Here is a 23,571-nt window from a genome sequence, read left to right on the forward strand (position 1 = left end):
GCCATTAAAGCAATATTTATGGCGGGTAATCCGCCGAAAGTTAATTAATTACCGTTAAATTCTTCCGGTAGCTGTTCGGTGTGAATGAGGTCAACTTCTTAAAAGTTTTAATAAACAGGCTGGGACTGCTATATCCTGACTCATAGGCAATATCGGTGACAGAATAGTTGGTAATCTCCAGCTGTTTTTTGGCAAAATTAATGCGGATTTCATTAATTATTTGCACCGGCGTTTTACGATAATAACGCTGCGTCGCGCGGGTCAGATATTCCTGGGATTTCCCCGAGAGGGATACCATATTTTCCAGCGCATTTTCGCTGAACTGGCCTTTATCGTGCATCAGTTCCACGGTGCTGCGCAGCCACTGTGGAACATCATCCGTCACCTGCTGCTCTTCACGGTGATGCCGCAACCGGTTCATCACGTAGAAGGTCACCGTTTCAATAAATTCATCAAACTCATTGTCGCGGAAGTTAAGCGAGGCGATGACCGTTTCAATCCAGGTCATGAACTCGTTTTTCACACGATATACCTGGGACGCCACAAAGCAGAACGGCACCAGCGGCAGATAGTGCTTCTCAAAGAAGCGTCTGCTGACGCCCACGTTCAGAATGCGGGTCGCGCCAAATTCGTAAAAGCTCTGGTGATAGGAACCCATCGGCAGGAAGACAAAATCCCCTCGCTCCAGCAGGACGCGCTTACCGTTGATCTCCTGGTAGTAGCGGCCGGTCAGAACAATCGTGAACTCATAGTAGTCATGCTGGTGCAGACCGCTGGCGCTCTCCGTCTTGTTGTAGATAACCACGTGAAAATTTTTGCCATTAAACAGTTGCTGTTCAAATGCGGTTTTGATTTCCATCGTGCTGACCTCCTGCTGCTCAATCCGACCTAGTGCATTTTCTCGTGAAGCTCAATCAACTCCGCCACCAGCTCACGCGCCAGCATGGACGTCATCAGGTGATCCTGAGCGTGTACCAGCACCAGGCTGACCTTCATCTTCCCTTCGCCCTGGTCGCTTTCAATCAGCTTTGTCTGCACCAGGTGCGCTTCGTTCAGTGCCGTGCGGGACTGCTCCATCATGGTTTTCGCGGCGGCGAAATCGCCCTGCTTGGCCTGCTTCAGTGCGGCATACGCCAGGCTGCGCGCCTGCCCGGAGTTGATAATGAGGCCCATCACCACTTCTTCGAGATCGTTCTCTGCGGCTTCGTCTGCGACGATACTATCCAAATCTAACATGTTTTAGCTCCTTGTGGCTGGCGCGGGCTTCCCCGCGCCGGTCAATCTTAGAATTTCAGTGAGAGGGCAATTTCCTCTTCGCTCTCTTCTTCATCAATGATGGTGGCAGCTTTGTTCGCAATCGCCACGAACGGCATGTACAGCAGGGTGGCAATCCCGAGGTTGAATATCGCCAGCAGGAAGGCCGCGACGCTACCGTTGGTGTTAAAGAAGGCACCCAGACCTGCCGGCATGGTCCACGGAGCAATGTTGGTGATCGGTGGAATAATACCCATGTAGTAAGCCGTCAGGGTGATCGCTGCCAGCAGCGGCTGCACCAGGATGAACGGGATAAACATTACCGGGTTCATGATAATTGGCAGACCGAACAGAATCGGCTCGTTAATCTGGAAGATGCCTGATGGCAGGGCCAGTTTCGCCACCTGACGATAGTCAGCGCGACGAGAGACAATAAAGACCGCGATGATCAGACCCAGGGTCGCCCCGGTACCACCCAGGAAGATATAGGAGTCAAGCATCGGCTTCGCCCACACATGGAAGGTTTTACCTGCCGCCAGCGCCGCGTCAACGGAGCCGTACTGCTGGTAAAGCGCAACGTTTTCCAGTGCCCATGGGGTCATAATTCCGCTGTCCAGCGCGGCCAGTGCCAGTGAACCATGCACGCCGAAGAACCACAGCAGAGAGGTGAAAATCACATACGCCCAACCGACCACACCACCCATCGACGCCAGCGGCGTAGAGATAGAGTCCATGATGATCTGGTGGAAGTTCGTGCCCCAGTGAGAGAGCGCCCAGGCGATAATCCCCATGATGGAGAGGATAATGAAGCCTGGGATCAACGCGGAAAATGAACGAGAAACGGAGGCCGGCACGCTATCCGGCAGGCGGATAACCCAGTTGCGACGGATAATAAAGGTGAACATTTCTGCCACCACCAGGCCGATAACAATACCGGAGATGATGTTGGCTCCGCCCAGCCAGTTTGCGCCAACGGCGTAGGCTTCACCCACGCTGTAAGGCGTGACGGTCATAAACGCGGCAACGGATAATAATCCGGCGGCCAGCGGATCCACTTTCCGCTCTTCAGCCAGCGCCATCCCAATAAAGAAAGGCGCCATCAGCGACATAATACCCAACGTACCGTTATATACGTTGCCGCCGATGGCTTTAAAACCATTAAGGGTTTCAATAGTGGAAGCGTCTAACCGAATTCCTAATGAATAAAAGAAGGAACCTTCACCAAAGCTCAGAAAAACGTTGTTAATTAAAACGAACATGGCCCCGGCCAGCGTTAACGGCATTAATTTAATAAAACCGTTTTTGATGGCATTAACGTGAGGCTGCTTTCCTATTTTAACAGCAAAAGGAAGGAGTACCTTTTCAAGTGAAGCGATGACTTTACTCATAGGAAAATACCCTTAAATGCCGTAACGCATGTTACGGCGTAATTGTGTGTGAAATAACTCTTTGACGGGAAAAATAAAAATTAATTAGCAGCTTTTTTAATGGCTGCCACAGCAGCTTTAAGTACACCTAAACCATCGATCTTGCCGTACAGCCCCGAGTCGATCACCTCGACCGGTTTATTCGGTAGCAGTCGTTGAATTTCGGGCAACATATAGGCAATTTGCGGCCCCAGTAACACCACATCGGCTTTCTGGCCTTTTTCGCCCGCCAGCGTTTCCGGAAACGCTTCAATCACCACAGGAACTTCATACTTTTCAGCCTGCGCGCGCATCTTTGACACCAGAAGCGAGGTTGACATGCCCGCTGAGCAGAACAGGTAGATATGTTTCTTTTCCATCATAATTTCCCTCTTGTATGACTACCTGCCGTCGCGCTATCACTCGACTCGCTGTCCCGGCAGACAGGTAGCTTGCGTACTGTTGTTTATCGTTGAAGTGAGTATACGCAATGGTACAGAGGGGAGATAATTCTGGATAGGCCTAAATTGTCTCTCATTGACCTGGCTTGTTGACTACCTTCACATTTCAGGCAAATAATTCGCGCAAAGAAATAAGATTAACGTATGAATAAAAAAACCGGCCCAGAGGCCGGTTTGTTAACATCTTCAGGCAAGCAGGGTTACTGCGCCTTAGGTGCCTGCGGATCGGTGTCGTATTCAGCACAGGTCTGATAGCCGGAGTTAATCACATGTCCGGTATCATCCAGCGCGACGAAGTAGGTTTCTGCCTTACCATCACGTTGACCCAGGATATAAGTCTGACACGTACCGCGCGCGTGAATCATGGTCACTTCAGAAGAAGGCTTGCCGGCGATCGCAGCCACCTGCGAACGTGTCATCCCTTTTTTAACGTCTTTAACCACGGGCTGGGTAAACTGATCCTTGGTGCGATCGTAAGCCGTACACCCTGCCAGCATCGTCAGTACCGCCGCTGCGCTAAGAATTCCTGCTACGTTCTTGTTCATATTCCGTCCTCTTGTTTATCAGCGTGTTATCTAAGCATGGGATAAAAAGTACTATTGTTCAACTTTGTGATTTACGCCAGACGAATTTCGGAAAATTCTAATAAAACAACGATAAGCTGCTAAATCGCCGCAAATTAACGCACTCGAAACTGTGATCCTTGTCGTTTTCCGCCCAAAGGGTTAGTTTTAACAGTTAACACATTCTGTTTATGTTCTGCATACGGAGGGCATGATGGCTCTGCAACAAGAGATTATTCAGGCGCTGGGCGCTAAGCCTGCGATAGATGCACAGGAAGAGATCCGCCGCAGCGTGGATTTTTTAAAGTCGTACTTAAAAAAGAACGCTTTCCTGAAATCCCTGGTGCTGGGCATCAGCGGCGGGCAGGACTCTACCCTGACGGGTAAACTCTGCCAGATGGCGATTTCAGAGCTTCGTGAAGAGACGGGCGACGAAGCGCTGCAGTTTATCGCCGTGCGTCTGCCTTACGGGGTTCAGGCGGACGAACAGGATTGCCAGGACGCCATCGCGTTCATCCAGCCCGATCGCGTGCTTACCGTCAATATCAAAGCCTCAGTGCTGGCAAGCGAGCAGGCGCTGCGCGAAGCGGGCATTGAATTGAGTGATTTTGTGCGCGGCAACGAGAAAGCGCGCGAGCGCATGAAAGCGCAGTACAGCATCGCCGGGATGACCAAAGGCGTTGTGGTAGGCACCGACCATGCGGCAGAAGCGATCACCGGTTTCTTCACCAAATACGGCGATGGCGGCACCGACATCAACCCGATTTTCCGTCTCAACAAGCGTCAGGGCAAGCAGCTGCTCGCCGCGCTGGGCTGCCCTGAGCACCTGTACAAGAAAGCGCCAACCGCGGATCTGGAAGACGATCGCCCTTCCCTGCCGGATGAAGCGGCCCTTGGCGTCACCTATGACAACATTGATGATTATCTGGAAGGCAAAACGCTGGATGAAGGTACCGCGAAAATTATCGAGGGCTGGTACCTGAAAACCGAGCACAAGCGCCACACGCCAATTACGGTGTTTGACGATTTCTGGAAATAAAAGCAAAACGGTAACCCAGGTTACCGTTTTTTGTGTTTGCGCCCTCTCCCGTGGGAGAGGGTTGGGGTGAGGGCATCAGGCCGCACGTCATGGCCGGGTGAGGCGTAGCCGCTACCCGGCTCTTTTTTAACCACAGCACACCTGCTACACTGTATACCTGAACAGTATATGGAGCAGTATGTGAGCAGGCGTCAATCAGCCCCGCGTCTTGAGTTTGAAGCGGCGGCTATCTATGAATATCCCGAACATCTTCGCCCCTGGCTTGAGGCGCTGCCCAAACAGCCGGGCGTGTACATCTTTCACGGTGAAAGCGAGACCCTGCCGCTCTACATCGGCAAAAGCGTTAACATTCGCAGCCGGGTGTTATCCCACCTGCGCACCCCGGACGAGGCCGCCATGCTGCGCCAGTCGCGACGCATTACCTGGTTCCAGACGGCGGGAGAAATGGGCGCGCTGTTGCTGGAAGCCCGGCTGATAAAAGAGCAGCAGCCGCTCTTCAATAAGCGCCTGCGCCGCAACCGCCAGCTCTGCTCCCTGCAGATCGCCGACGGCAAGCCGCAGGTCGTCTACGCCCGCGAGGTCGATTTCTCCCACGCCCCGAATCTCTTCGGGCTGTTCGCAAACAAGCGTGCCGCCCTGCAGTCTCTGCAGGCGCTCGCGGACGAGCTGCAGCTTTGCTATAGCCTTTTAGGGCTAGAGGGCACCACGCGGGGCCGCGCCTGTTTCCGCTCCGCTCTGAAGCGCTGCGCGGGTGCCTGCTGCGGAAAAGAGAGCGTTGAGGCGCATCACGCCCGGCTCCTCGCGGGACTGGCCGGGATCAGCGTCAACTGCTGGCCGTGGGACGGCGCCGTTGCGCTAAAAGAAGTGGGTGAAACCATGACGCAGTATCACATCGTCAATAACTGGCTCTGGCTGGGGGCGGTCGATGATTTAAGCGACGCGGCAACCCTGCTGCGCACCCCCGCGGGATTCGACCACGACGGCTACAAAATCCTCTGCAAGCCCGTATTAGCGGGCAAGTTCGAGATCATCGCACTCAGTGACCCGGCAGCCAATTAATTTCACTGAACAGCAGGGTGCCCTGAGACTCCAGCAGACGCAGAGTATGGGTCCCCTCCTGCCAGCTGGCGCCCTGATCGGCCGTCAGCAATTTATCACCCAGCTGCCACGCACCGCTTAATACAAACACCACGCCCCCGCGCGAGCCAAAGGTGGTAAAAGTACGATCGGCAACCCGCACCTTCGCCTGACAGCAATCGCGCCGGGTCATGATGTTGAAATCCATCGCCATCCTGCCATCGGAAAGCAGCGCCTTCACCGGCAAATCGCCAGCAAAACTGTAAGGCTGATGCTGTTTAAGGGTATGGCAGAACGCCTGACCGGCATCCAGCGTCACCTCCCCGCCTTCCAGCAGGGTAATGACCCGGTCGACACCGGGAAACGAGGAGAATTCGCCGTTGCTGGCGATGGTCGCGATACTGGCACGCCAGAAAAAATCGCGCGTCGCGGGAGGGATACAGCAAATTTCTCGCGTTTCGCCGGCACCATTGCGCCAGAGGCTGACCGGCATCTTACGAATATCAAAGAACTCCATCACCACTCCTGAATGGCACAACCCGTGCCAGGGCAAGGATATCGCTACCCCTGCAGTCTTGTTTGTTATCGTTAGGTATTCACAGACACAGTATCGGCAGCAGAGCGGGCAGGCCTTAGCGGAACGTTAATAAAAATGCTAACGCCATGACTCTACAGACATTCTCTGAAGCGACTACAGGAGAATACCGCGCTGGCGGCGGCAGGCAAGAGGGCAGAATAGAAAAACCGCCGGTCCTGTCCACAGCGATTTCGCTTTTGTGGACAGGATCCCGGCGGTCTTAAGAGAGTGAACCGATTATTCGGTTGGTGCTGGCATTTTACCTTCCATCGCCGGACGTTCTGTCAGACGCTTCTCAAAATTAGCATTAAACTGTTTTTTCTGTTCAGGGGTCAGAATGTTGTAGATCTTGTTCTGGGTTTCCATGTGCGCCAGCATGCGGGCTTTGTGCTGCTCGGCCATTTTGTCGATCTGCGCTTCGGCTTTCGCCTTATCGAAGCTGTCGCTGGCAATAATGTCATGCATTGCGCGGCGCTCTTCCAGCGGAGGACGCTTCATCTGGTCACGCTGGCTTTTCATGATGTCGCGGATCTGCTGCTTCTGCGCGTCCGTCAGGTTCAAATCTTTGAACATCATCATCTCGTGGTGCATACCCGGCTTGCCTTTATGATGCATCATCATTTTGCCTTCAGCTGGCGCGGCGGTGGTGGTTGCGGTATCTGCGGCGAACGCCATGCTGGTAGCGCCCAGAGCCAGGGTAGAAGCAACAAACAGTGCAGTAAACTTACGCATAATTTATTTCCTTTCTTTCAGTTATTCTTCGGCGCTATGCCGTGTTGACGAGGTTAACTTTACGGGGTTTATCGTCAATTAATCAGAGCAACGGTAAAACAATGAAAGTGTAAAAAACATTTTTTCGCCAAATGTGGAGGAAATAAGGATAAAGCGTGGAGAGTTGCAACAAGAAATATTCAATATAATGATTTTAAAGCTATTTAGCAGAAGTATAACGAAGTGACGGTGAATAATAAAGCAATTCGCCAGGAATATTCCGTAAAAGAAATCAGAGCGCTTTAATCGCTAAGAAAACATTTTTACTTCCCCTCCCGGATGGTGAGAGGGGAAAGGTTCAGGTGAGTTTTTCCAGCATCAGACCGGCCCGCAGGCCAAACGCTACGGAGGGGTTGGGGAACAGCACATATTCGGTGGTTTTCTGCACCTCGTAACGCTCTTCGCCATCTTCCGCCAGCAGAGCCCCTTTGCGAAACGGCGTGAAGTTCAGGGTGTGCGCGGCCATGTGAAGCTTGAAAGCCTCGCTGCGGCGGGTGATCTGCTGTACGACCCGGTACCGCTCAACGGGCTGATGTGCGTGCTCGGTAGCCGTCCCACCGAGCAGCGCCCGAAGCGCGAGCTCCGTTGGCGCAAAGCGCGTGAGATCGTTCTGTCCGAACGGTAGCGCTTTTCCCAGCTCCAGCGTACAGGACAGCGCGCCAAACCGTTCGCAAGTGAAGTGAGTAAAGGTCCCGCCCGGCGACTGATGAAACACCAGCGCCTCCAGCCCGGCATCCCCCAGCCAGCTCAGAAACGCTTCATCCCACGGCTGATTGCGCTGCGGCAGAACGCCGAATCTGACATGGTAAGAGGCGCGGATCGCCGTATGCAGATCCAGATGCCAGCGCGCCGGTCCCGCCGCGGCAAAAAACGTCGTCACGACGTTCTCCAGCCACTGCGCACGCGCCGTTTCGTCACTCTGCGGAAACTGCGACCAGCGCCCGCCGAACATGCGGTTAATGTCGCTGACCAGATACCGTTTGTTTTGCGCCAGCGCAGGCGGATTGCCAAGCACCACCAGCACGCGGCACGCAAGGGATATCTCGCCGCGATACAGCGCGCGCAGCAGCCCATCGACGATCTCAACGGGTGCAGTTTCATTCCCGTGGATCCCCGTGGAAAGCAGCAGCGATAACACGCTGCTGGCCTTCGGCGTCAGCTCAAGCACCCCGCGCCCCAGCCACCGCCAGCGGAATGAGGGGCCCTCCCCCTCACTCTGGTCCGGCGATTCATCGGCCAGGGTCAGCGCCAGTAAATTCTCCATATCCTCTCCTTTAGCGCTGGAACGGGTAAACCGAGCCCAGCTGCAGGATTGACGATAATGCGTCCAGCGCCTCGCGCCCTTCGCGCAGCAGCTGCGGGTCAACCAGATCGGCCTGCGTTAACCGGTCGCGATAGTAGCGGTCCACCCAGTCGTTCAGGGTGTTAAAGAGCGTCTCATTCATCATGACTGCCGGGTTAACGGCCTGTATTTCATTTGGCGTTAACACGACCCGCAGGCGCAGACAGGCGGGACCACCGCCGTTAGCCATGCTTTCGCGCAGGTCAAACACGCGCAGCTCGTCAATCGGGTTATCGGCCTTCACCAGTTCGGTGAGGTAGCGCCACACGCCCCGATGATCCCGGGACTCCTGCGGCAGCACCAGCATCATGCTGCCGTCATCGCGGCTCAGCAGCTGGCTGTTGAACAGATAGGTTTCGACCGCGTCCTGCACGCTGACCGCCTGCGTTGGCACCTGGATCGGCATAAAGCCCGGCACGCGTTCGCGCAGCGTGGCGAGCAGCTTATCCTGATGGGCAAAGGCCTGCTCATGGCAGAACAGCACCTGGCGGTTGGACACGGCAATCACGTCGTTATGGAACACGCCCTGGTCGATCACGTGCGGGTTCTGCTGGGCAAAAATTACCTGGGAAGGATTGACCTGGTTCAGGCGCGCAACCGCCTGGCTGGCCGCAAGCGTCTGACGCGCTGGATAACGGGTTGGCGCGGCGTGGCCGCCCTCTTCCCGCCCGTAGATAAACAGCTGCACGGCGGGATCGCCGTAATCGCCACCCAGCCGGTTATGGTTGGCCGCGCCTTCGTCGCCAAACATCGCCACCTGCGGCAGGGCCTGATGGATCTCAAAATGGGCGTCATGCTTGAAAATAGCGCGCAGCACGCGCTCGGTGGTGTCCGCTTCGGTGGCGCGATGAAACTTATTATTCAGGTTCGCCACCGTCAGGTGGACTTTACCATCCAGCGTATCGGCTGACGGCGCGACGGTGGCCGCGTTTGCCACCCACATTGAAGAGGCAGAGCTTGCCGCAGAGAGCAAATGCGGCGTCTGCGTACCCGCTTTTTCGACGACCTGCTCGTCCGTACCGCTAAATCCTAGCTGGCGCAGCACCGCCACGTTAGGGCGTTCCTGCGGCGGGATCACCGCCTGCGGGAAGCCGGCATCCGCCAGCGCCTTCATTTTTAGCAGCCCCTGCTTCGCCGCCAGCTTCGGGTTGGAGACCTGAAAGCGGTGCTTCGTCGAGGCTTCATTACCAAAGGAGAGACCGGCATAGTGGTGCGTCAGCCCCACCAGCCCGTCAAAGTTGACTTCACGCGCTTTCATGGCCTTCTCCCTTCGTAAAATCGAGCCCCGAATTAAGCGTCGCCGGCAGCGTCAGAGCCGGGGTTTCCAGACTCGCCATCGGCCACGCGCAGTAATCGGCGGCATACCAGGCGCTGGCGCGATGGTTGCCCGAGGCGCCCACGCCGCCGAACGGCGCGGTGCTCGCCGCCCCGGTCAGCGGTTTATTCCAGTTCACGATCCCGGCACGCGCTTCCAGCAGCAGTTGTTCAAACTTCTCGCGATGCGGCGATATCAGCCCGCTCGACAGGCCGTAGCGGGTGTTATTCGCCATCGCAATGGCCGCATCAAAATCGTCGTAACGCCAGACGCACAGCAGCGGGCCAAACACCTCTTCATCCGGCACGCTGCTCGCACCGCTCATCTCAACGATGCCCGGCGTCAGCAGCGAGGTACCCGGCTGAACCTGCTTCGGCTCCAGCAGGGTTTTCGCCCCGCGTGCAACGTGGTCCTGCCAGGCGTTGAGCACGTTCAGCGCGGCCTGTTCGGAGATCAGCCCGCCGATAAACGGCTGCGGGTCGGCATCCCACGTGGCTGGCACCAGCCGCGCGCTCACCTCTACCAGACGTTTCAGGAAGGTATCTCCCTGCTCGCCCCGCTTCACCAGCAGGCGGCGGGCGCAGGTGCAGCGCTGTCCGGCGGTAATAAAGGCGGACTGGATCGTCAGGTGTACCGCAGCGTCGATATCATCAGGATCTTCGACAATCAGCGGGTTGTTGCCGCCCATCTCCAGCGCCAGAATTTTCTCCGGCTGCCCCGCCAGCTGGCGGTGCAGCTGATAGCCCGTTCCGGCGCTGCCGGTAAACAGCAGGCCGTCGATATCGCTCAGCGCGCTCAGCGCCTGGCCGGTTTCCCTCCCGCCCTGCACGAGGTTCAGCACGCCCGGCGGCAGCCCGGCCTGCTCCCATAGCTTCACCACCGCCTCGCCGGTTAACGGCGTAAGCTCGCTCGGTTTGAAGATGACGGTATTGCCCGCCAGCAGCGCGGGCACAATGTGACCATTCGGCAGATGCCCAGGGAAGTTATACGGGCCAAACACCGCCAGCACGCCGTGCGGACGGTGGCGCAGCGTGGCCGCGCCGTCCGGCATCTCGGTATGCTGCTCGCCGGTGCGGGTGTGGTACGCCTTAATCGAAATAGCGATTTTATTGATCATCGCCGTCACTTCGGTCGCCGCTTCCCATCGCGGTTTGCTGGTTTCGGACGCGATGATGCGCGTCAGCTCGGCCTTGTTGGCCTCCAGCAGTCCGGCAAATTTTTCAATAAGCGCCTGGCGCTCGGCGAATGGCCGTTTTGCCCACGCGGGAAACGCGTGTCGTGCGGAACGGCAGGCCTGCTCGACCTGCGCGGCGCTGGCGTCATTTCCCTTCCACAGCACCTCTTTTCCAACTGGATTGGTTTTTACGCGCTGTTCGCCTTCGCCCGTTACCCAGTCACCGTTAATCCATAATGTCATGCTGTTTTCTCCTCAGGGCAGAGACGCACCAGGCGAACCGTATCGCCGGCGTTACATTTCAGGGCATCCAGCTCTGCAGCTGTCAGCACCAGACGTTCACATTTCGGGTTGCTCCACACCAGCATGGCGCGGAAGTTGGCATAATTTTCGTTCGCCACCAGGCATGCCGGCCAGTCACCCGGCGCGGGCTGGCCTTCGGATACCTCAACCAGGCGGCTTTTACGGATGGCGCGCACGCGGTCGATATCGCACTCAAGCGTTGGCCCGCCGTCAAAGATGTCGACATAGTTACGGTAGCGGAAGCCCTCTTTCTCCAGCACCGCGCGGGCAGGCGCGGTTTGCGGATGCACTTCGCCAATTACCGCCTGCGCTTCCGGCGTTAAGAAATGGGTATAGATAGGATGTTTAGGCATCAGCTCCGCGATAAACGCTTTCTGGCCGGTGCCGCAGAGATAGTCCGCCCGGCTGAACTCCATCGAGAAGAAGCGCTCGCCCAGGCTCTCCCAGAAGGGCGAGTAGCCTTTGTCGTCGATCACGCCGCGCATCTCTGCCACCACTTTTTCGTTAAAGCGATCGCGGAAAGCGGCCATAAACATAAAGCGCGATTTGGAGAGCAGATAGCCGTTGCCCTCTTTGCGCCACGCCGGGTCGAGGAACAGCGTACAGAGCTCGCTGGCGCCCGTGTGGTCATTGCAGAGAAACAGCGTGGGCAGCGCGTTATAGACGTTCAGCTCTTTCGAGGCGTGAACCATCGTGCCGACGCGGTAGTTGTACCACGGGTCGTTAAGCCCGACGGCCACTTCAATGGCGCAGATCCCGGCCACGCTCCCCGTTTCGGTGTCTTCCAGCACGAACACGTAACCCTGTTCGCTTTTTGGCAACGTCCCCTGCCAGGTTTGCAGGGCGCGCTCAATGCGCGCCGACAGCGTTTTTTCATCGGCAGGAAGCGAGGTCAGCCCACCTCCCGTCTTACCGGCAAGCTGCATGAGCCCGGCAATATCGCCGCGCTCAACGGGACGGATGACCATCATGATGACACCCCGGATTTCACCTTCTCACACGCCAGCGCAAAACGGTCCAGACCGGTTTGCACCTCTTCCTCGCTGACGATCAGCGCAGGGGCAAAACGCACCACGTTGGCACCGGCAATCAGCACCATCACGCCCGCTTTTGCCGCTTCCTGTGAAATAAGCTTCGCTTTTCCGGCAAACTCAGCCGTGAGCTCGCAGCCGATCAACAGCCCCAGGCCGCGAATTTCTTTAAACAGGCCAAGCTTGCCGTTAATGGCGTTCAGGCGCTCAACGAACCACTCGTGACGCTGCTTAACGCCCTTCAGCACCTCAGGGGTGTTAATGATGTCGAGAACCTGTCCGGCGACGGCGGTCGCCAGCGGGTTGCCGCCGTAGGTAGTGCCGTGGGTGCCCACGGTCATCACGCTGGCGAATTTATCGGTGGTCAGCGTCGCGCCAATCGGGAAGCCGCCGCCCAGCGCTTTGGCGGTAGAGAGAACGTCCGGCGTCACGCCGTAGTGCATATAGGCATACAGCTCGCCGGTGCGGCCCACGCCGGTCTGCACTTCGTCGAAAATCAGGACCGCGTCGTGACGGTCGCACAGCTCGCGCAGCCCCTGCAGGAATGCCTTTTGCGCCGGAAGCACGCCGCCCTCGCCCTGCATTGGTTCGACAATCACCGCGCAGGTGGTGTCGTTAATCAGCTCGCTGGCGGACTGAAGATCGTTATAAATGCCGTGGCGAATATCTGGCGGCAGCGGAGCGAAATCCTGCGAATACGAAGGCTGGCCGCCCGCGCTCACGGTAAAGAGCGTGCGCCCGTGGAAAGCATTTTTAAACGCCACAATCCCGCTCTTGTGCGTCCCAAACTTGTCGTGGGCATATTTGCGCGCCAGCTTCAGCGCCGCTTCGTTGGCCTCCGCGCCGGAGTTACAGAAAAAGACTTTTTCAGCGAAGGTCGCGTCAATCAGCTTTTTCGCCAGGCGCAGTGCGGGCTCGTTGGTAAAGCCGTTGCCGGTATGCCAGAACTTCGCCGCCTGGTCATTCAGCGCCTGACGCAGCGCCGGGTGGGCATGACCCAGCGCATTCACCGCAATCCCCCCGGCAAAGTCGATATACTCTTTACCCTGCTGATCCCACAGGCGTGAGCCTTCCCCGCGAACCGGAATAAAAGCCGCCGGAGCGTAAACCGGCATCATCCATTCATCGAAATTTTCACGCGTAATTGACAGAGACATAGCGACCTCATCCGGTAAATAAAAAGTTATTTGAATGTTAAATAATTGAGTGTTTGCACTGTGAATGTAGATTGCAGCCTTCGTGCCAGCCAGCGATAAAAATGCATAAACGGGGTGAGGTAACAGAATATCAATAGGTTACAATATGGAGTTATTCACTGTTAGTGCATAAAAAGTGAATATTTTTACGACAAGCGGCGCTTTGCCGCATGAAAATCAGAAAGAGTATGCACAGGCCAAATATAATTCTGGAATTGTGATCGCTCGCGAAATTTATCGGCCCTTTACGCCCTGTTTGAGGGCGAAGCGCGTCAGAATGGTGCAAATATTGCACCACCGGCAATATCTGTCGCAGTTATTGGTCGAACCCGGTAACAGTTGACGCAAATTCTGCTACCATCCATGCACTATTCACCTTGCACTGGCAGCGACTATGAAATTTGTCTCTTTTAATATCAACGGCCTGCGCGCCCGCCCTCATCAGCTAGAAGCCATTGTTGAGCAACATCAGCCAGATGTGATCGGCCTGCAGGAGACCAAGGTTCACGACGACATGTTCCCCCTCGAAGAGGTGGCGAAACTCGGCTACAACGTCTTTTACCACGGTCAGAAAGGTCACTATGGCGTCGCGCTGCTCACCAAAGACACGCCGGTTTCCGTGCGCCGCGGCTTCCCCGGCGACGGTGAAGAAGCCCAGCGCCGCATCATCATGGCGGAAGTGCCCTCCGCGCTCGGGAATATTACGGTCATTAACGGCTATTTCCCGCAGGGTGAGAGCCGCGATCACGAGACAAAATTCCCGGCCAAAGCGAAGTTTTATCAGGATCTGCAGAACTATCTGACGACCGAACTGAAAAAAGAGAATCCGGTGCTGATCATGGGCGACATGAACATCAGCCCGACGGATCTGGATATCGGCATCGGCGAAGAGAACCGCAAGCGCTGGCTGCGCACCGGCAAATGTTCTTTCCTGCCGGAAGAGCGTGAGTGGATGGAGCGCCTGCTGGGCTGGGGCCTGGTGGATACCTTCCGCAATGCCAACCCGGAAACGCAGGACCGCTTCTCGTGGTTTGACTACCGCTCGAAGGGCTTTGACGACAACCGCGGCCTGCGTATCGATCTGCTGCTGGCGAGTACACCGCTGGCGGAGCGCTGCATCGAAACCGGGATCGACTACGACATCCGCAGCATGGAAAAACCGTCGGACCACGCGCCGGTATGGGCTAAATTCAAGCTGTAATCGCGCGTGAACATACGAAAAACACTTTTCCTGTGCGCCCTTCTGGGCGCATTTCTTATGACATTTGTCATTCTGCCGCCTGACACGCTCTCTCTGGCAGGAATTAAAACCCACCAGCAGACGCTACTCTCCCATGTCGACCACGCGCCGCTGCGTAGCGCGCTGATCTTCTTTGCGCTTTACGTGGCGGTTTCCGCTCTCTCGATACCCGGCGCGGCGGTTCTGACTCTGCTGGGCGGGGCGTTATTTACGCTGTGGGAAAGCACCGTGCTGGTTTCGTTTGCCTCCACGCTCGGGGCCACGCTGGCGATGCTCGCCAGCCGTTACCTGCTGCGCGACTGGGTGCAGCGGCGGTTTGCCCGACAGATGGCAACGGTAAATGCGGGCATGGCGCGCGACGGCGCGGGCTATCTTTTTGCCCTGCGCCTGATGCCGCTGTTCCCGTTTTTCCTGGTGAATTTACTGATGGGGCTGACCCGCATCACGGTCCGGCGCTACTGGTGGGTCAGCCAGCTCGCCATGCTGCCCGCGACGGTTATCTTTCTGAACGCCGGGCGGGAGCTGGGAAAAGTGGCATCGCTGCGCGATATTTTGTCGCCGGGCGTGATATTCGCCTTTACACTACTGGGGTTATTACCGCTGGTTACGCGCCGGCTGTTTTCCCGCTATCTCCCTGCTGATAAAAAGTGAGGCATTATGCGCCGTGTGCGTTTTTGCACGTTTCTGACCGGTCTGCTGCTGGCAGCCCCCCTCTATGCCGCCGACGGCTGGCAAGCTATTCAACAGCAGGCCAAAGGCCAGACCGTCTGGTTTAACGCCTGGGGCGGCGATCCGGCGGTTAACCGCTACCTTGAGTGGGTCAGCGGTGAGATGCAAACGCACTATGCCATCACCCTAAAAATCGTCCCGCTGGCGGATGCCGCCGATGCGGTCAAACGTATTCAGACAGAAGCCGCCGCAGGGCGTAAGACCAACGGCTCGGTCGACCTCCTGTGGGTGAACGGCGAGAACTTCCGCACGCTAAAAGAGGCGAACCTGCTGCAAACCGGGTGGGCGCAGAGTCTGCCCAACTGGCGCTATGTCGATACCCGTAAACCCGTTACGGAAGATTTTGCGATTCCAACCGACGGGGCGGAATCGCCGTGGGGCGGCGCGCAGCTGACTTTTATTGCCCGCAAAGCCAGCATGCCAATGCCGCCGGAGGATCCGCAGGCGCTGCTGGCGTACGCGCAGCAGCACCCGGGCAAGGTGAGCTATCCTCGCACACCGGATTTTACCGGCACGGCCTTTCTTGAGCAGCTGCTGCTGACGCTTACGGCGCATCCCGAGGCGTTACAAAAAGCGCCTGATGATACGTTTGCCCAGGTTACGGCGCCGCTCTGGGCCTACCTCGATAAACTGCACCCGCTGCTGTGGCGTGAAGGAAAAGACTTCCCTCCCTCACCCGCCCGGATGGATGCCCTGCTTGCCAGCGGAAGTCTGAACCTGTCGCTGACCTTTAACCCGGCGCATGCGCAGCAAAAAGTGGCGAGCGGCGAACTGCCTGCCGACAGCTACAGCTTTGGTTTTCAGGACGGGATGCTCGGCAACGTGCATTTTGTCGCTATTCCGGCTAATGCCAGCGCGAGCGCGGGGGCGAAAATGGTCGCCAATTTCCTGCTGTCGCCGCAGGCGCAGATCCGCAAGGCCGACCCGGCCATTTGGGGGGATCCGAGCGTGCTGGATGCGAAAACGCTGCCCGAAGGTGAAGCGAAACAGCTGCAGGCCCACACGCCTCAGGGGCTGCCGAAGGTGCTCCCGGAGCCGCAGTCCGCGTGGGTGAACGCGCTGGAGCAGGAATGGCTGCGTCGTTACGGCACCCGTTAGGCTGGCTTGTCTGGCTGGCGATGACGGTGATTTATCTGCCGATCCTGCCCGCTGGCACCGTGCTGTTCGCGCCGGCCTTTTCCGTGACGAACTGGCAGCGGCTGCTAAACGATCCTCAGCTGCCGCAGGCAGCCGTTGCTACGCTGGTCTCAACGCTTATCGCTACGCTGGGGGCGTTGTTTATCGCCCTTTCCCTCGTGGCTCTTTTCTGGCCCGGCACCCGCTGGCGGCGCCTCAGCACGCGCCTGCCGTGGCTGCTGGCGATCCCCCACGTGGCCTTCGCCACCAGCGCGCTACTGCTGTTTGCCGAGGGCGGACTGTTTTATCAGGTTTGTACCGTCTGTTCGCCGCCGTTTGACCGCTACGGCGTAGGGCTGGGCCTGACGCTCGCGGTCAAAGAGAGCGCATTCGTGCTGTGGGCCATTTACGCCGTGCTGCCGGAAAAAGGGCTCGCGCAGCAGAAGATCGTCCTGCAAACCTTTGGCTACGGGCGTTTTCAGACGCTCAGCTGGCTGATCCTTCCGGCGATCGCGCCCGTCCTCGGGGCGGTGATGCTGGCGGTGCTGGCGTGGTCGCTGTCGGTTGTGGACGTAGCGATCGTTCTCGGGCCCGGCAACCCGCCCACGCTGGCCGTGCTGGCCTGGCAGTGGCTGAGCCAGGGCGACGCGCAGCAGCAGGTGAAAGGAACGCTGCTGTGCCTGGTGCTCCTTCTTTTGCTGGCCGCGCTTGCCGCGCTGGGGTACGGCCTGTGGAAGGTCTGGCGTCGCGCGATTCCGGACCTGAGCGGGACGCGCCGCAGGTTGCATCTCGTCCTGCCTGAACGCGCATTCAGCGGCTTTTTGCCCGCATGCGGCCTCCTTTGCGCCGCCGTGCTGTTGATGCTGGCGCAGCGGGACGACGTAGGTCCAGTGGGAACCAGCCTCTCTTTCGGTCTGCTTTCGAGCCTTATCGCCCTGATCGTCATTTTTCTCTGGCTGGAATGGGGGCCGCAGCGCGGCGCGGCGTGGGTGTGGCTACCGCTCGCCCTTCCGGCACTGCCGCTCGTCACCGGGCAATACGCGATTGCTTTGCATCTGGGTCTCGACGGAGGCTTTATCGCCGTCCTCTGGAGCCATCTGCTGTGGGTGCTACCGTGGATGCTGCTGGTGCTGCAGCCCGCCTGGCGGCGGATCGATCCCCGGCTTATCCTTACCGCCAGAACGCTCGGCTGGCGGCGGGCAAAAATTTTCTGCCTGCTGAAATGTCCCCTGCTGGTGCGTCCTGCGCTGCTGGCCTTTGCCACCGGCTTTTCCGTCAGCATGGCCCAATATATGCCGACCCTGTGGCTGGGCGCGGGGCGTTTCGCCACGCTGACCACCGAGACCGTCGCGCTCAGCAGCGGAGGCAGCATCCCGGTTCTCGCTAACCGTGCCCTGGGATTACTGCTGGTCACGGGCGTCGTATTCGGTCTTGCTGCGCTGTTATCCCGGCTCGCGGGCCGCTACCGTCAAGGATTACGTTAATGCTCAAGGTCAACGATCTCACCATCGAACCGCTTTTCCGCGAGGTCAATTTTTGCGTACCCCGCGGGGAGATTGTCACCCTGATGGGGCCGTCCGGCAGCGGCAAATCGACCCTCTTTGCCTGGATGGTCGGCGCGCTGTCAGAGGATTTTCAGGCGCGGGGCGAACTGTGGATCGGCGAACGCCGCTGCGACGGTTTGCCCGTCGAATCCCGCGGTCTGGGGATTCTTTTTCAGGACGCGCTGCTGTTCGACCCTTTCAGCGTTGGGCAAAACTTGCTGCTGGCCTTGCCTGAGCGGATCGCGGGACGCGCACGGCGGGAAGTGGTCGAACAGGCGCTGGATTCCGCCGGGCTTGGCGGTCATTACGCCAGCGATCCGGCCACCCTTTCCGGCGGAGAGCGCGCCCGGGTGAGCCTGCTGCGCGCCCTGCTCGCAGAGCCGCAGGCGCTGCTGCTGGACGAACCGTTCAGCCGCCTTGATAAAGCGTTACGCACGACGTTCCGGGCATGGGTATTTGACGCCGTCCGCGCGCGCAATATTCCGGTGGTGCTGGTCACCCATGACGAGGACGATATTCCGCCCGACGGCGAGGTGATGGAGATTTCTCGCTGGCAATAATGTGCTAACGCAATGTTTTCCGTTTCGGGAGAGACGACAATGCCCCCCTCTTTTACTGACGTCAGGTTATTCGATGAAACGTGTTTCTCAACTGACCGCGCTGGCCCTGATCTGCGGCCTCGCCTCTTTTTCCTCTCAGGCTGCTGATATGGCCAACGCAATGACGCTGTCTCAGCTTCAGGCGCAGCACGGCGCGGCAATCGACACCCGCCCCAGCGCCTTCTATAACGGCTGGCCGCAGACCCTCAGCGGTCCTTCCGGGCACGAACCCGCTGCGCTCAACCTGGCAGCCGCCTGGCTTAGCGCCATGAGCGACGAGCAGATTGCACTTTGGGCAAAACAGCATCAGCTTACCCCTGCGACGTCCATCGCGCTGTATGGCGACGAGAACGATAACCAGGCGGTGAAAGCCCGTCTGGAGAAAGCTGGTTACCGCCACGTTTCGCTTCTCAGCGATGCTCTGCAGACGCCCGACCGCCTGCAGCGCCTGCCCCACTTTGAACAGCTGGTTTACCCGCAGTGGATCCACCGGCTTCAGCAGGGCAAACCGGTGACCGCCGCGCCGGCGGGCGAATGGAAAGTCATAGAGGCGGCCTGGGGCGCACCGAAGTTTTACCTGCTTAACCACATTCCCGGCGCGGGCTACATTGACACCAACGAGGTGGAAAGCGAGCCGCTGTGGAACAAAGTCTCCGACGACAGGCTGAAAGCAATGCTGGCAAAGCACGGGATCCGTCACGATACCACCGTCATTCTGTACGGGCGCGACGTTTACGCCGCCGCGCGCGTGGCGCAGATCATGCTCTACGCGGGCGTGAAGGATGTGCGCCTTCTCGATGGCGGCTGGAAGGTGTGGTCAGATGCCGGTCTGCCGGTTGAGCGCGGTACGCCCGGCAAAGTGGCTCCTGCCCCTGATTTTGGCGCGCCGATCCCCGGCCAGCCTCAGCTGATGGTGGATATGGAACAGGCGCGCGGCATGCTGCACCGTCAGGATGCCTCCCTGGTCAGCATTCGTTCGTGGCCGGAGTTTATCGGCGAAACCAGCGGCTACAGCTACATCAAGCCAAAAGGTGAAATTGCCGGTGCCCGCTGGGGTCACGCGGGCAGCGATGCCACCCACATGGAGGATTTCCATAACCCGGATGGCACCATGCGCAGCGCTGACGACATCGCCGCCCAGTGGAAGCGCTGGAATATTCTGCCGGAACAGCAGGTCGCGTTTTACTGCGGCACCGGCTGGCGGGCGTCCGAAACCTTTATGTACGCCCGGGCGATGGGCTGGAAAAATATCGCCGTCTATGACGGCGGCTGGTACGAATGGAGCAGCCACCCGCAGAACCCGGTCACCGCCGGAGAGCGCGGACCAGAGAGTGCTCTCTAACGGGTGAGTGACTTCAGCGTCACGTAGCCGCTCCAGATGCGCGTTGTGGTGGTCAACCAGCACAGCGCGCCGATTATCCACGCGAACAGCGTAAACTGTGCCGGAAACAGGCAGCACAGCACGAACAGCGCGATGGTCTCCGTCCCTTCCGTTAACCCGCCGATATAGTAAAACGACTTATGCGCATAGCCGGGGTTGTCGATCTCGTGCTTCGCCGCCAGCGCGGCAAAGGCGAGAAAACTGCTGCCGGTGCCGATAAACGCAAACAACAGCCAGGCCGCCGCCAGCGCATTCTCTACGGGTGCAGCCAGCGCAAAGCCAAACGGCACCAGCGCATAGAACAGAAAATCGAGGGCGATATCGAGAAACCCTCCCGCATCCGTCAGCCCTCTCCGACGCGCCAGCGCGCCGTCCAGACCATCCAGCAGGCGGTTCAGGACGATGGCGGCCAGCGCCGCCGAATACCAGCCGAGGGCCAGAAACGGCAACGCCAGCAGGCCGATGGCAAACCCGGCAAGCGTTAATCCGTCGGGCGTAACGCCCGGCTTATCCAGCACGGATACCAGACGGTCCAGAGCGGGCTTTACCCGCGGGTGCAGGTGACGGTCAAGCATCAGGCTTCCCTTTAAACGTGGCGCACAGCCCCTGTGCCGGTATATCCAGCGCGGCATTAAACCGGGCCGAGAGATTCTGAAAGGCAATGAGCGCCGTCATTTCAGTGATGGCATCATCCGTAAAGTGGCGTTGCATCGCCGTTTTGATTGCTTCATCCACCCGGGGCGGCGTGGCGGTCACCGCCTCCGCATAGGCCAGCGCCGCGCGTTCCTGTTCACTGAACACGTCAGAATCAGCCCAGCCGCTTACGGCCTGGACTTTATCCAGCGCGCCGCAGCGCTCGGCCAGACGCAGGCTGTTGGCGTCAATACAGAACGCACAGTGGCACAGCTGCGATACGCGCGTCATAAGCAGCGAGCGCAGCACTGGCGTCAGGCGCGCTTTTCTGCGCTCCAGAAACCCCACAAACAAAGCGACCAGCCAGAACAGACGCGGCATGCGTCCCCACCAGCGCGTGGGGTTCAGCACGGCGCCGAAGTGTTTTTGCTGCATGGCGGCAATGGGTTTTACGCTCGCCGGAAGGGTTGGGATGGGCTCTACCCAGGTGGACGTCTCTTTCACCTGATTCTCCTGATGGCTGGACTCTTTGAAAGGGCACGATAATATGGCGTTTTTCGCTATCAAGTATTGACGACCATGCTAAAAACAGTCGATGTCGTTGCGGCCATCATCGAAAAAGACGACAAAATTTTACTGGCACAGCGCCCTGCTCACGCCGACCAGCCGGGAATGTGGGAGTTCGCTGGCGGCAAAGTGGAGGCCGGAGAAACCCAGCCTGAGGCGCTTATCCGCGAGCTGCGTGAAGAGCTGGGTATCGAGGCACAGCCTGAGCAGTACGTGGCGAGCCATCAGCGCGAGGTATCACAGCGCTTAATCAACCTGCACGCCTGGCACGTAACCCGCTTCAGCGGAGAGTTAACGGCGCACTACCACAGCGCGTTGGCGTGGTGTACGCCGGAAGAGGCTTTCAGTTATGAGTTAGCTCCGGCGGATATTCCGCTGCTGGAGGCGTTTATTCTTTTACGCGACGCCAGACCAGCGGATTCGTGCTGATGGTACGTTCATCGCGCTGGCACTGCAGCAGCACGCCATCCGCCTTCACGACGGCCCCTTCAGAATAGTTTTGATCCTGGTAGATACAGCACTGGTTACACGGCTGCGCGCGCTGGCCACTGGAGCTAAACACCTCCGGCGGCACGTTCACTTCTACATCCGGGCGAATGCGGTCAGCCTGCGCGCCTGCGGTCAACATCAATGATAACGCGGCCATCACGTAACGGTTCATAGACTTCTCTTCCTGTTGTGTCCTGATAATGACTATAACGGTAAATCGGGCAGAATCTTTAATTTAGCGCGCCATCGCTTTTTGTTATGACGCGGCCCGGGTCATTAATTTCCCTTTCGGTCCACATTTCTGCTTGCTTCACAAAGCGGTACGGGTGGTATAGTCAAAAAAACAACACAAATCGCATAAGCAACATACATTAATGACTATAAGAGGCTCTTATACATATGGATCAGACACGCTCTCTGGAAAGTTTCCTTGCCTATGTTCAGCAGCGCGACCCGCACCAAAGCGAATTTGCTCAGGCCGTTCGTGAAGTAATGACTACCCTCTGGCCGTTCCTTGAAGAAAACCCGCGCTATCGTCAACTGTCGCTGCTGGAACGTCTGGTTGAACCAGAGCGTGTGATCCAGTTCCGCGTGACCTGGGTGGATGACCGCAACCAGGTACAGGTCAACCGCGCCTGGCGCGTGCAGTTTAACTCCGCCATCGGTCCGTTTAAGGGCGGCATGCGCTTCCACCCTTCCGTGAACCTGTCGATTCTGAAATTCCTTGGCTTTGAGCAGACGTTTAAAAACGCACTCACCACCCTGCCAATGGGCGGAGGTAAAGGCGGGAGCGATTTCGACCCGAAAGGCAAAAGCGAAGGCGAAGTGATGCGTTTCTGTCAGGCGCTAATGACCGAGCTCTACCGCCACCTCGGCCCGGACACCGACGTACCGGCGGGGGATATCGGCGTGGGGGCCCGCGAAGTGGGCTTTATGGCCGGGATGATGAAAAAACTCTCCAACAACAGCGCCTGCGTCTTTACCGGCAAAGGGTTATCGTTTGGCGGCAGCCTGATCCGCCCGGAGGCGACCGGCTACGGCCTGGTTTACTTCACCGAGGCAATGCTCAAGCGTCACGGCTTAGGTTTCGAGGGGATGCGCGTGGCGGTCTCCGGCTCCGGTAACGTGGCGCAGTACGCTATCGAAAAAGCGATGCAGTTTGGTGCCCGCGTGGTGACGGCCTCCGACTCTAAAGGCACGGTAGTGGACGAAGCGGGCTTTACGGCGGAGAAACTGGCGCGCCTGTGCGAAATCAAAGCCAGCCGCGATGGCCGGCTTGCCGATTATGCCGCGGAGTTTGGCCTGACGTATCTGGAAGGCAAACAGCCGTGGGGCGTACCGGTGGATATCGCCCTGCCGTGCGCCACGCAAAACGAACTGGACGCGGACGCCGCGCGCACGCTAATTAGCAACGGCGTGAAGGCGGTAGCGGAAGGGGCGAATATGCCGACCACTATCGAGGCAACGGATCTGTTCCTGGAGGCGGGCGTGCTGTTTGCGCCAGGCAAGGCGGCGAACGCGGGCGGCGTGGCGACCTCTGGCCTGGAGATGGCGCAAAACGCGGCGCGGCTCGGCTGGAAGGCGGAGAAAGTGGATGCCCGTTTGCACCACATCATGCTGGATATTCACCATGCCTGCGTCGAGTACGGCGGCGAGGCATCGCAAACCAACTACGTGCGCGGGGCGAATATCGCCGGGTTCGTGAAGGTGGCGGATGCGATGATTGGGCAGGGTGTGATTTAAGGTTTATATCATGCGGCCGGG

The 23,571-nt window shown here is 58.2% G+C and carries 25 protein-coding genes; 10 read left to right on the forward strand and 15 right to left on the reverse strand.

The annotated features are described in order from the left end of the window. Positions 1-40: 40 nt before the first annotated feature. The 5 genes from chbR to osmE form a co-directional block, all read right to left on the reverse strand. Positions 41-883, reverse strand: coding sequence for a transcriptional regulator ChbR (gene chbR / locus IM265_RS00310; protein WP_028012801.1), 843 nt, complete (start codon positions 881-883; stop codon positions 41-43). A gap of 5 nt (positions 884-888) precedes the next feature. Further along, positions 889-1,236 carry a PTS N,N'-diacetylchitobiose transporter subunit IIA gene (chbA, locus tag IM265_RS00315; protein WP_028012800.1) on the reverse strand — a complete coding sequence of 116 codons (348 nt, stop codon included), beginning with the start codon at positions 1,234-1,236 and terminating at the stop codon, positions 889-891. Positions 1,237-1,283: 47 nt separating this feature from the next. After that, on the reverse strand, positions 1,284-2,642 hold the full coding sequence (gene chbC, locus IM265_RS00320) for a PTS N,N'-diacetylchitobiose transporter subunit IIC (RefSeq protein WP_028012799.1): 1,359 nt from the start codon (positions 2,640-2,642) through the stop codon (positions 1,284-1,286). An 80-nt stretch (positions 2,643-2,722) separates the two neighbouring features. After that, on the reverse strand, positions 2,723-3,040 hold the full coding sequence (gene chbB / locus IM265_RS00325) for a PTS N,N'-diacetylchitobiose transporter subunit IIB (RefSeq protein WP_014883474.1): 318 nt from the start codon (positions 3,038-3,040) through the stop codon (positions 2,723-2,725). A 281-nt stretch (positions 3,041-3,321) separates the two neighbouring features. Continuing rightward, complete coding sequence (gene osmE / locus IM265_RS00330; RefSeq protein WP_003857836.1) at positions 3,322-3,666, reverse strand: osmotically-inducible lipoprotein OsmE; 345 nt, start codon at positions 3,664-3,666, stop codon at positions 3,322-3,324. A gap of 232 nt (positions 3,667-3,898) precedes the next feature. Here osmE and nadE point away from each other — a divergent pair, with 232 nt between their 5' ends. Both nadE and cho read left to right on the forward strand, forming a co-directional pair. Continuing rightward, complete coding sequence (gene nadE, locus IM265_RS00335) at positions 3,899-4,723, forward strand: ammonia-dependent NAD(+) synthetase (protein ID WP_028012798.1); 825 nt, start codon at positions 3,899-3,901, stop codon at positions 4,721-4,723. 180 nt (positions 4,724-4,903) lie between these two features. Further along, entirely contained in the window at positions 4,904-5,782 is an 879-nt protein-coding gene (gene cho / locus IM265_RS00340; protein WP_088205593.1) for an excinuclease Cho, read from the forward strand. On the opposite strand, the gene ves is transcribed toward cho, so the two are convergent. The 7 genes from ves to IM265_RS00375 all read right to left on the reverse strand — a co-directional run bounded on the left by ves (position 5,760) and on the right by IM265_RS00375 (position 13,470). Beyond that, positions 5,760-6,317 carry an environmental stress-induced protein Ves gene (ves, locus tag IM265_RS00345; protein ID WP_045261590.1) on the reverse strand — a complete coding sequence of 186 codons (558 nt, stop codon included), beginning with the start codon at positions 6,315-6,317 and terminating at the stop codon, positions 5,760-5,762. The two genes, cho and ves, sit on opposite strands and share 23 nt — an antisense overlap. Before the next feature lie 297 nt (positions 6,318-6,614). Continuing rightward, entirely contained in the window at positions 6,615-7,109 is a 495-nt protein-coding gene (gene spy / locus IM265_RS00350) for an ATP-independent periplasmic protein-refolding chaperone Spy (protein ID WP_028012795.1), read from the reverse strand. A gap of 337 nt (positions 7,110-7,446) precedes the next feature. Beyond that, positions 7,447-8,412, reverse strand: a complete 966-nt coding sequence (gene astE / locus IM265_RS00355; RefSeq protein WP_126345718.1) for a succinylglutamate desuccinylase — start codon at positions 8,410-8,412, stop codon at positions 7,447-7,449. Between the two features lie 10 nt (positions 8,413-8,422). After that, the gene (astB, locus tag IM265_RS00360) at positions 8,423-9,748 is read right to left on the reverse strand and encodes an N-succinylarginine dihydrolase (protein WP_045630133.1); all 1,326 of its coding nucleotides are present in this window, start codon (positions 9,746-9,748) and stop codon (positions 8,423-8,425) included. Then, a complete protein-coding gene (gene astD / locus IM265_RS00365; RefSeq protein ID WP_193031172.1) occupies positions 9,735-11,222 on the reverse strand; it encodes a succinylglutamate-semialdehyde dehydrogenase in 1,488 nt (495 codons plus the stop codon). The genes astB and astD overlap by 14 nt, the downstream gene beginning before the upstream one ends. Further along, positions 11,219-12,253, reverse strand: a complete 1,035-nt coding sequence (gene astA, locus IM265_RS00370) for an arginine N-succinyltransferase (protein WP_193031170.1) — start codon at positions 12,251-12,253, stop codon at positions 11,219-11,221. The genes astD and astA overlap by 4 nt, the downstream gene beginning before the upstream one ends. Next, entirely contained in the window at positions 12,250-13,470 is a 1,221-nt protein-coding gene (locus IM265_RS00375; protein ID WP_028012790.1) for an aspartate aminotransferase family protein, read from the reverse strand. Before IM265_RS00375 ends, astA begins: the two co-directional genes overlap by 4 nt. Before the next feature lie 433 nt (positions 13,471-13,903). Here IM265_RS00375 and xthA point away from each other — a divergent pair, with 433 nt between their 5' ends. The 6 genes from xthA to IM265_RS00405 all read left to right on the forward strand — a co-directional run bounded on the left by xthA (position 13,904) and on the right by IM265_RS00405 (position 20,079). Then, positions 13,904-14,710, forward strand: a complete 807-nt coding sequence (gene xthA / locus IM265_RS00380; RefSeq protein ID WP_032644863.1) for an exodeoxyribonuclease III — start codon at positions 13,904-13,906, stop codon at positions 14,708-14,710. 6 nt (positions 14,711-14,716) lie between these two features. Continuing rightward, positions 14,717-15,400 carry a TVP38/TMEM64 family protein gene (locus tag IM265_RS00385; protein ID WP_193031168.1) on the forward strand — a complete coding sequence of 228 codons (684 nt, stop codon included), beginning with the start codon at positions 14,717-14,719 and terminating at the stop codon, positions 15,398-15,400. Positions 15,401-15,415: 15 nt separating this feature from the next. Then, positions 15,416-16,576, forward strand: coding sequence for an ABC transporter substrate-binding protein (locus tag IM265_RS00390; protein WP_370551782.1), 1,161 nt, complete (start codon positions 15,416-15,418; stop codon positions 16,574-16,576). Continuing rightward, on the forward strand, positions 16,549-18,078 hold the full coding sequence (locus IM265_RS00395) for a thiamine ABC transporter permease (RefSeq protein ID WP_045261597.1): 1,530 nt from the start codon (positions 16,549-16,551) through the stop codon (positions 18,076-18,078). The genes IM265_RS00390 and IM265_RS00395 overlap by 28 nt, the downstream gene beginning before the upstream one ends. Beyond that, positions 18,078-18,698, forward strand: a complete 621-nt coding sequence (locus tag IM265_RS00400) for an ATP-binding cassette domain-containing protein (protein ID WP_193031164.1) — start codon at positions 18,078-18,080, stop codon at positions 18,696-18,698. The genes IM265_RS00395 and IM265_RS00400 overlap by 1 nt, the downstream gene beginning before the upstream one ends. A gap of 73 nt (positions 18,699-18,771) precedes the next feature. Then, the gene (locus IM265_RS00405; RefSeq protein ID WP_193031162.1) at positions 18,772-20,079 is read left to right on the forward strand and encodes a sulfurtransferase; all 1,308 of its coding nucleotides are present in this window, start codon (positions 18,772-18,774) and stop codon (positions 20,077-20,079) included. Here the strand turns inward: IM265_RS00405 and IM265_RS00410 are convergent. Then, positions 20,076-20,693 (reverse strand): CDP-alcohol phosphatidyltransferase family protein, encoded by a 618-nt coding sequence (locus tag IM265_RS00410; protein WP_193031160.1) that lies wholly within the window; start codon positions 20,691-20,693, stop codon positions 20,076-20,078. The genes IM265_RS00405 and IM265_RS00410 overlap by 4 nt on opposite strands. Beyond that, the gene (locus tag IM265_RS00415) at positions 20,686-21,255 is read right to left on the reverse strand and encodes a carboxymuconolactone decarboxylase family protein (RefSeq protein WP_193031158.1); all 570 of its coding nucleotides are present in this window, start codon (positions 21,253-21,255) and stop codon (positions 20,686-20,688) included. The genes IM265_RS00410 and IM265_RS00415 overlap by 8 nt, the downstream gene beginning before the upstream one ends. A 75-nt stretch (positions 21,256-21,330) precedes the next feature. Between IM265_RS00415 and IM265_RS00420 the strand changes: the two genes are divergently transcribed. Next, a complete protein-coding gene (locus IM265_RS00420) occupies positions 21,331-21,747 on the forward strand; it encodes a pyrimidine (deoxy)nucleoside triphosphate diphosphatase (RefSeq protein ID WP_193031157.1) in 417 nt (138 codons plus the stop codon). Here the strand turns inward: IM265_RS00420 and IM265_RS00425 are convergent. Further along, complete coding sequence (locus IM265_RS00425; RefSeq protein ID WP_028012780.1) at positions 21,707-21,979, reverse strand: YnjH family protein; 273 nt, start codon at positions 21,977-21,979, stop codon at positions 21,707-21,709. The two genes, IM265_RS00420 and IM265_RS00425, sit on opposite strands and share 41 nt — an antisense overlap. Before the next feature lie 227 nt (positions 21,980-22,206). Here IM265_RS00425 and gdhA point away from each other — a divergent pair, with 227 nt between their 5' ends. Beyond that, the gene (gdhA, locus tag IM265_RS00430; RefSeq protein ID WP_028012779.1) at positions 22,207-23,550 is read left to right on the forward strand and encodes an NADP-specific glutamate dehydrogenase; all 1,344 of its coding nucleotides are present in this window, start codon (positions 22,207-22,209) and stop codon (positions 23,548-23,550) included. Positions 23,551-23,571: the final 21 nt, after the last annotated feature.

It is taken from the genome of Enterobacter cloacae complex sp. P17RS (assembly GCF_014895885.1).
Taxonomy (GTDB): domain Bacteria; phylum Pseudomonadota; class Gammaproteobacteria; order Enterobacterales; family Enterobacteriaceae; genus Enterobacter; species Enterobacter bugandensis.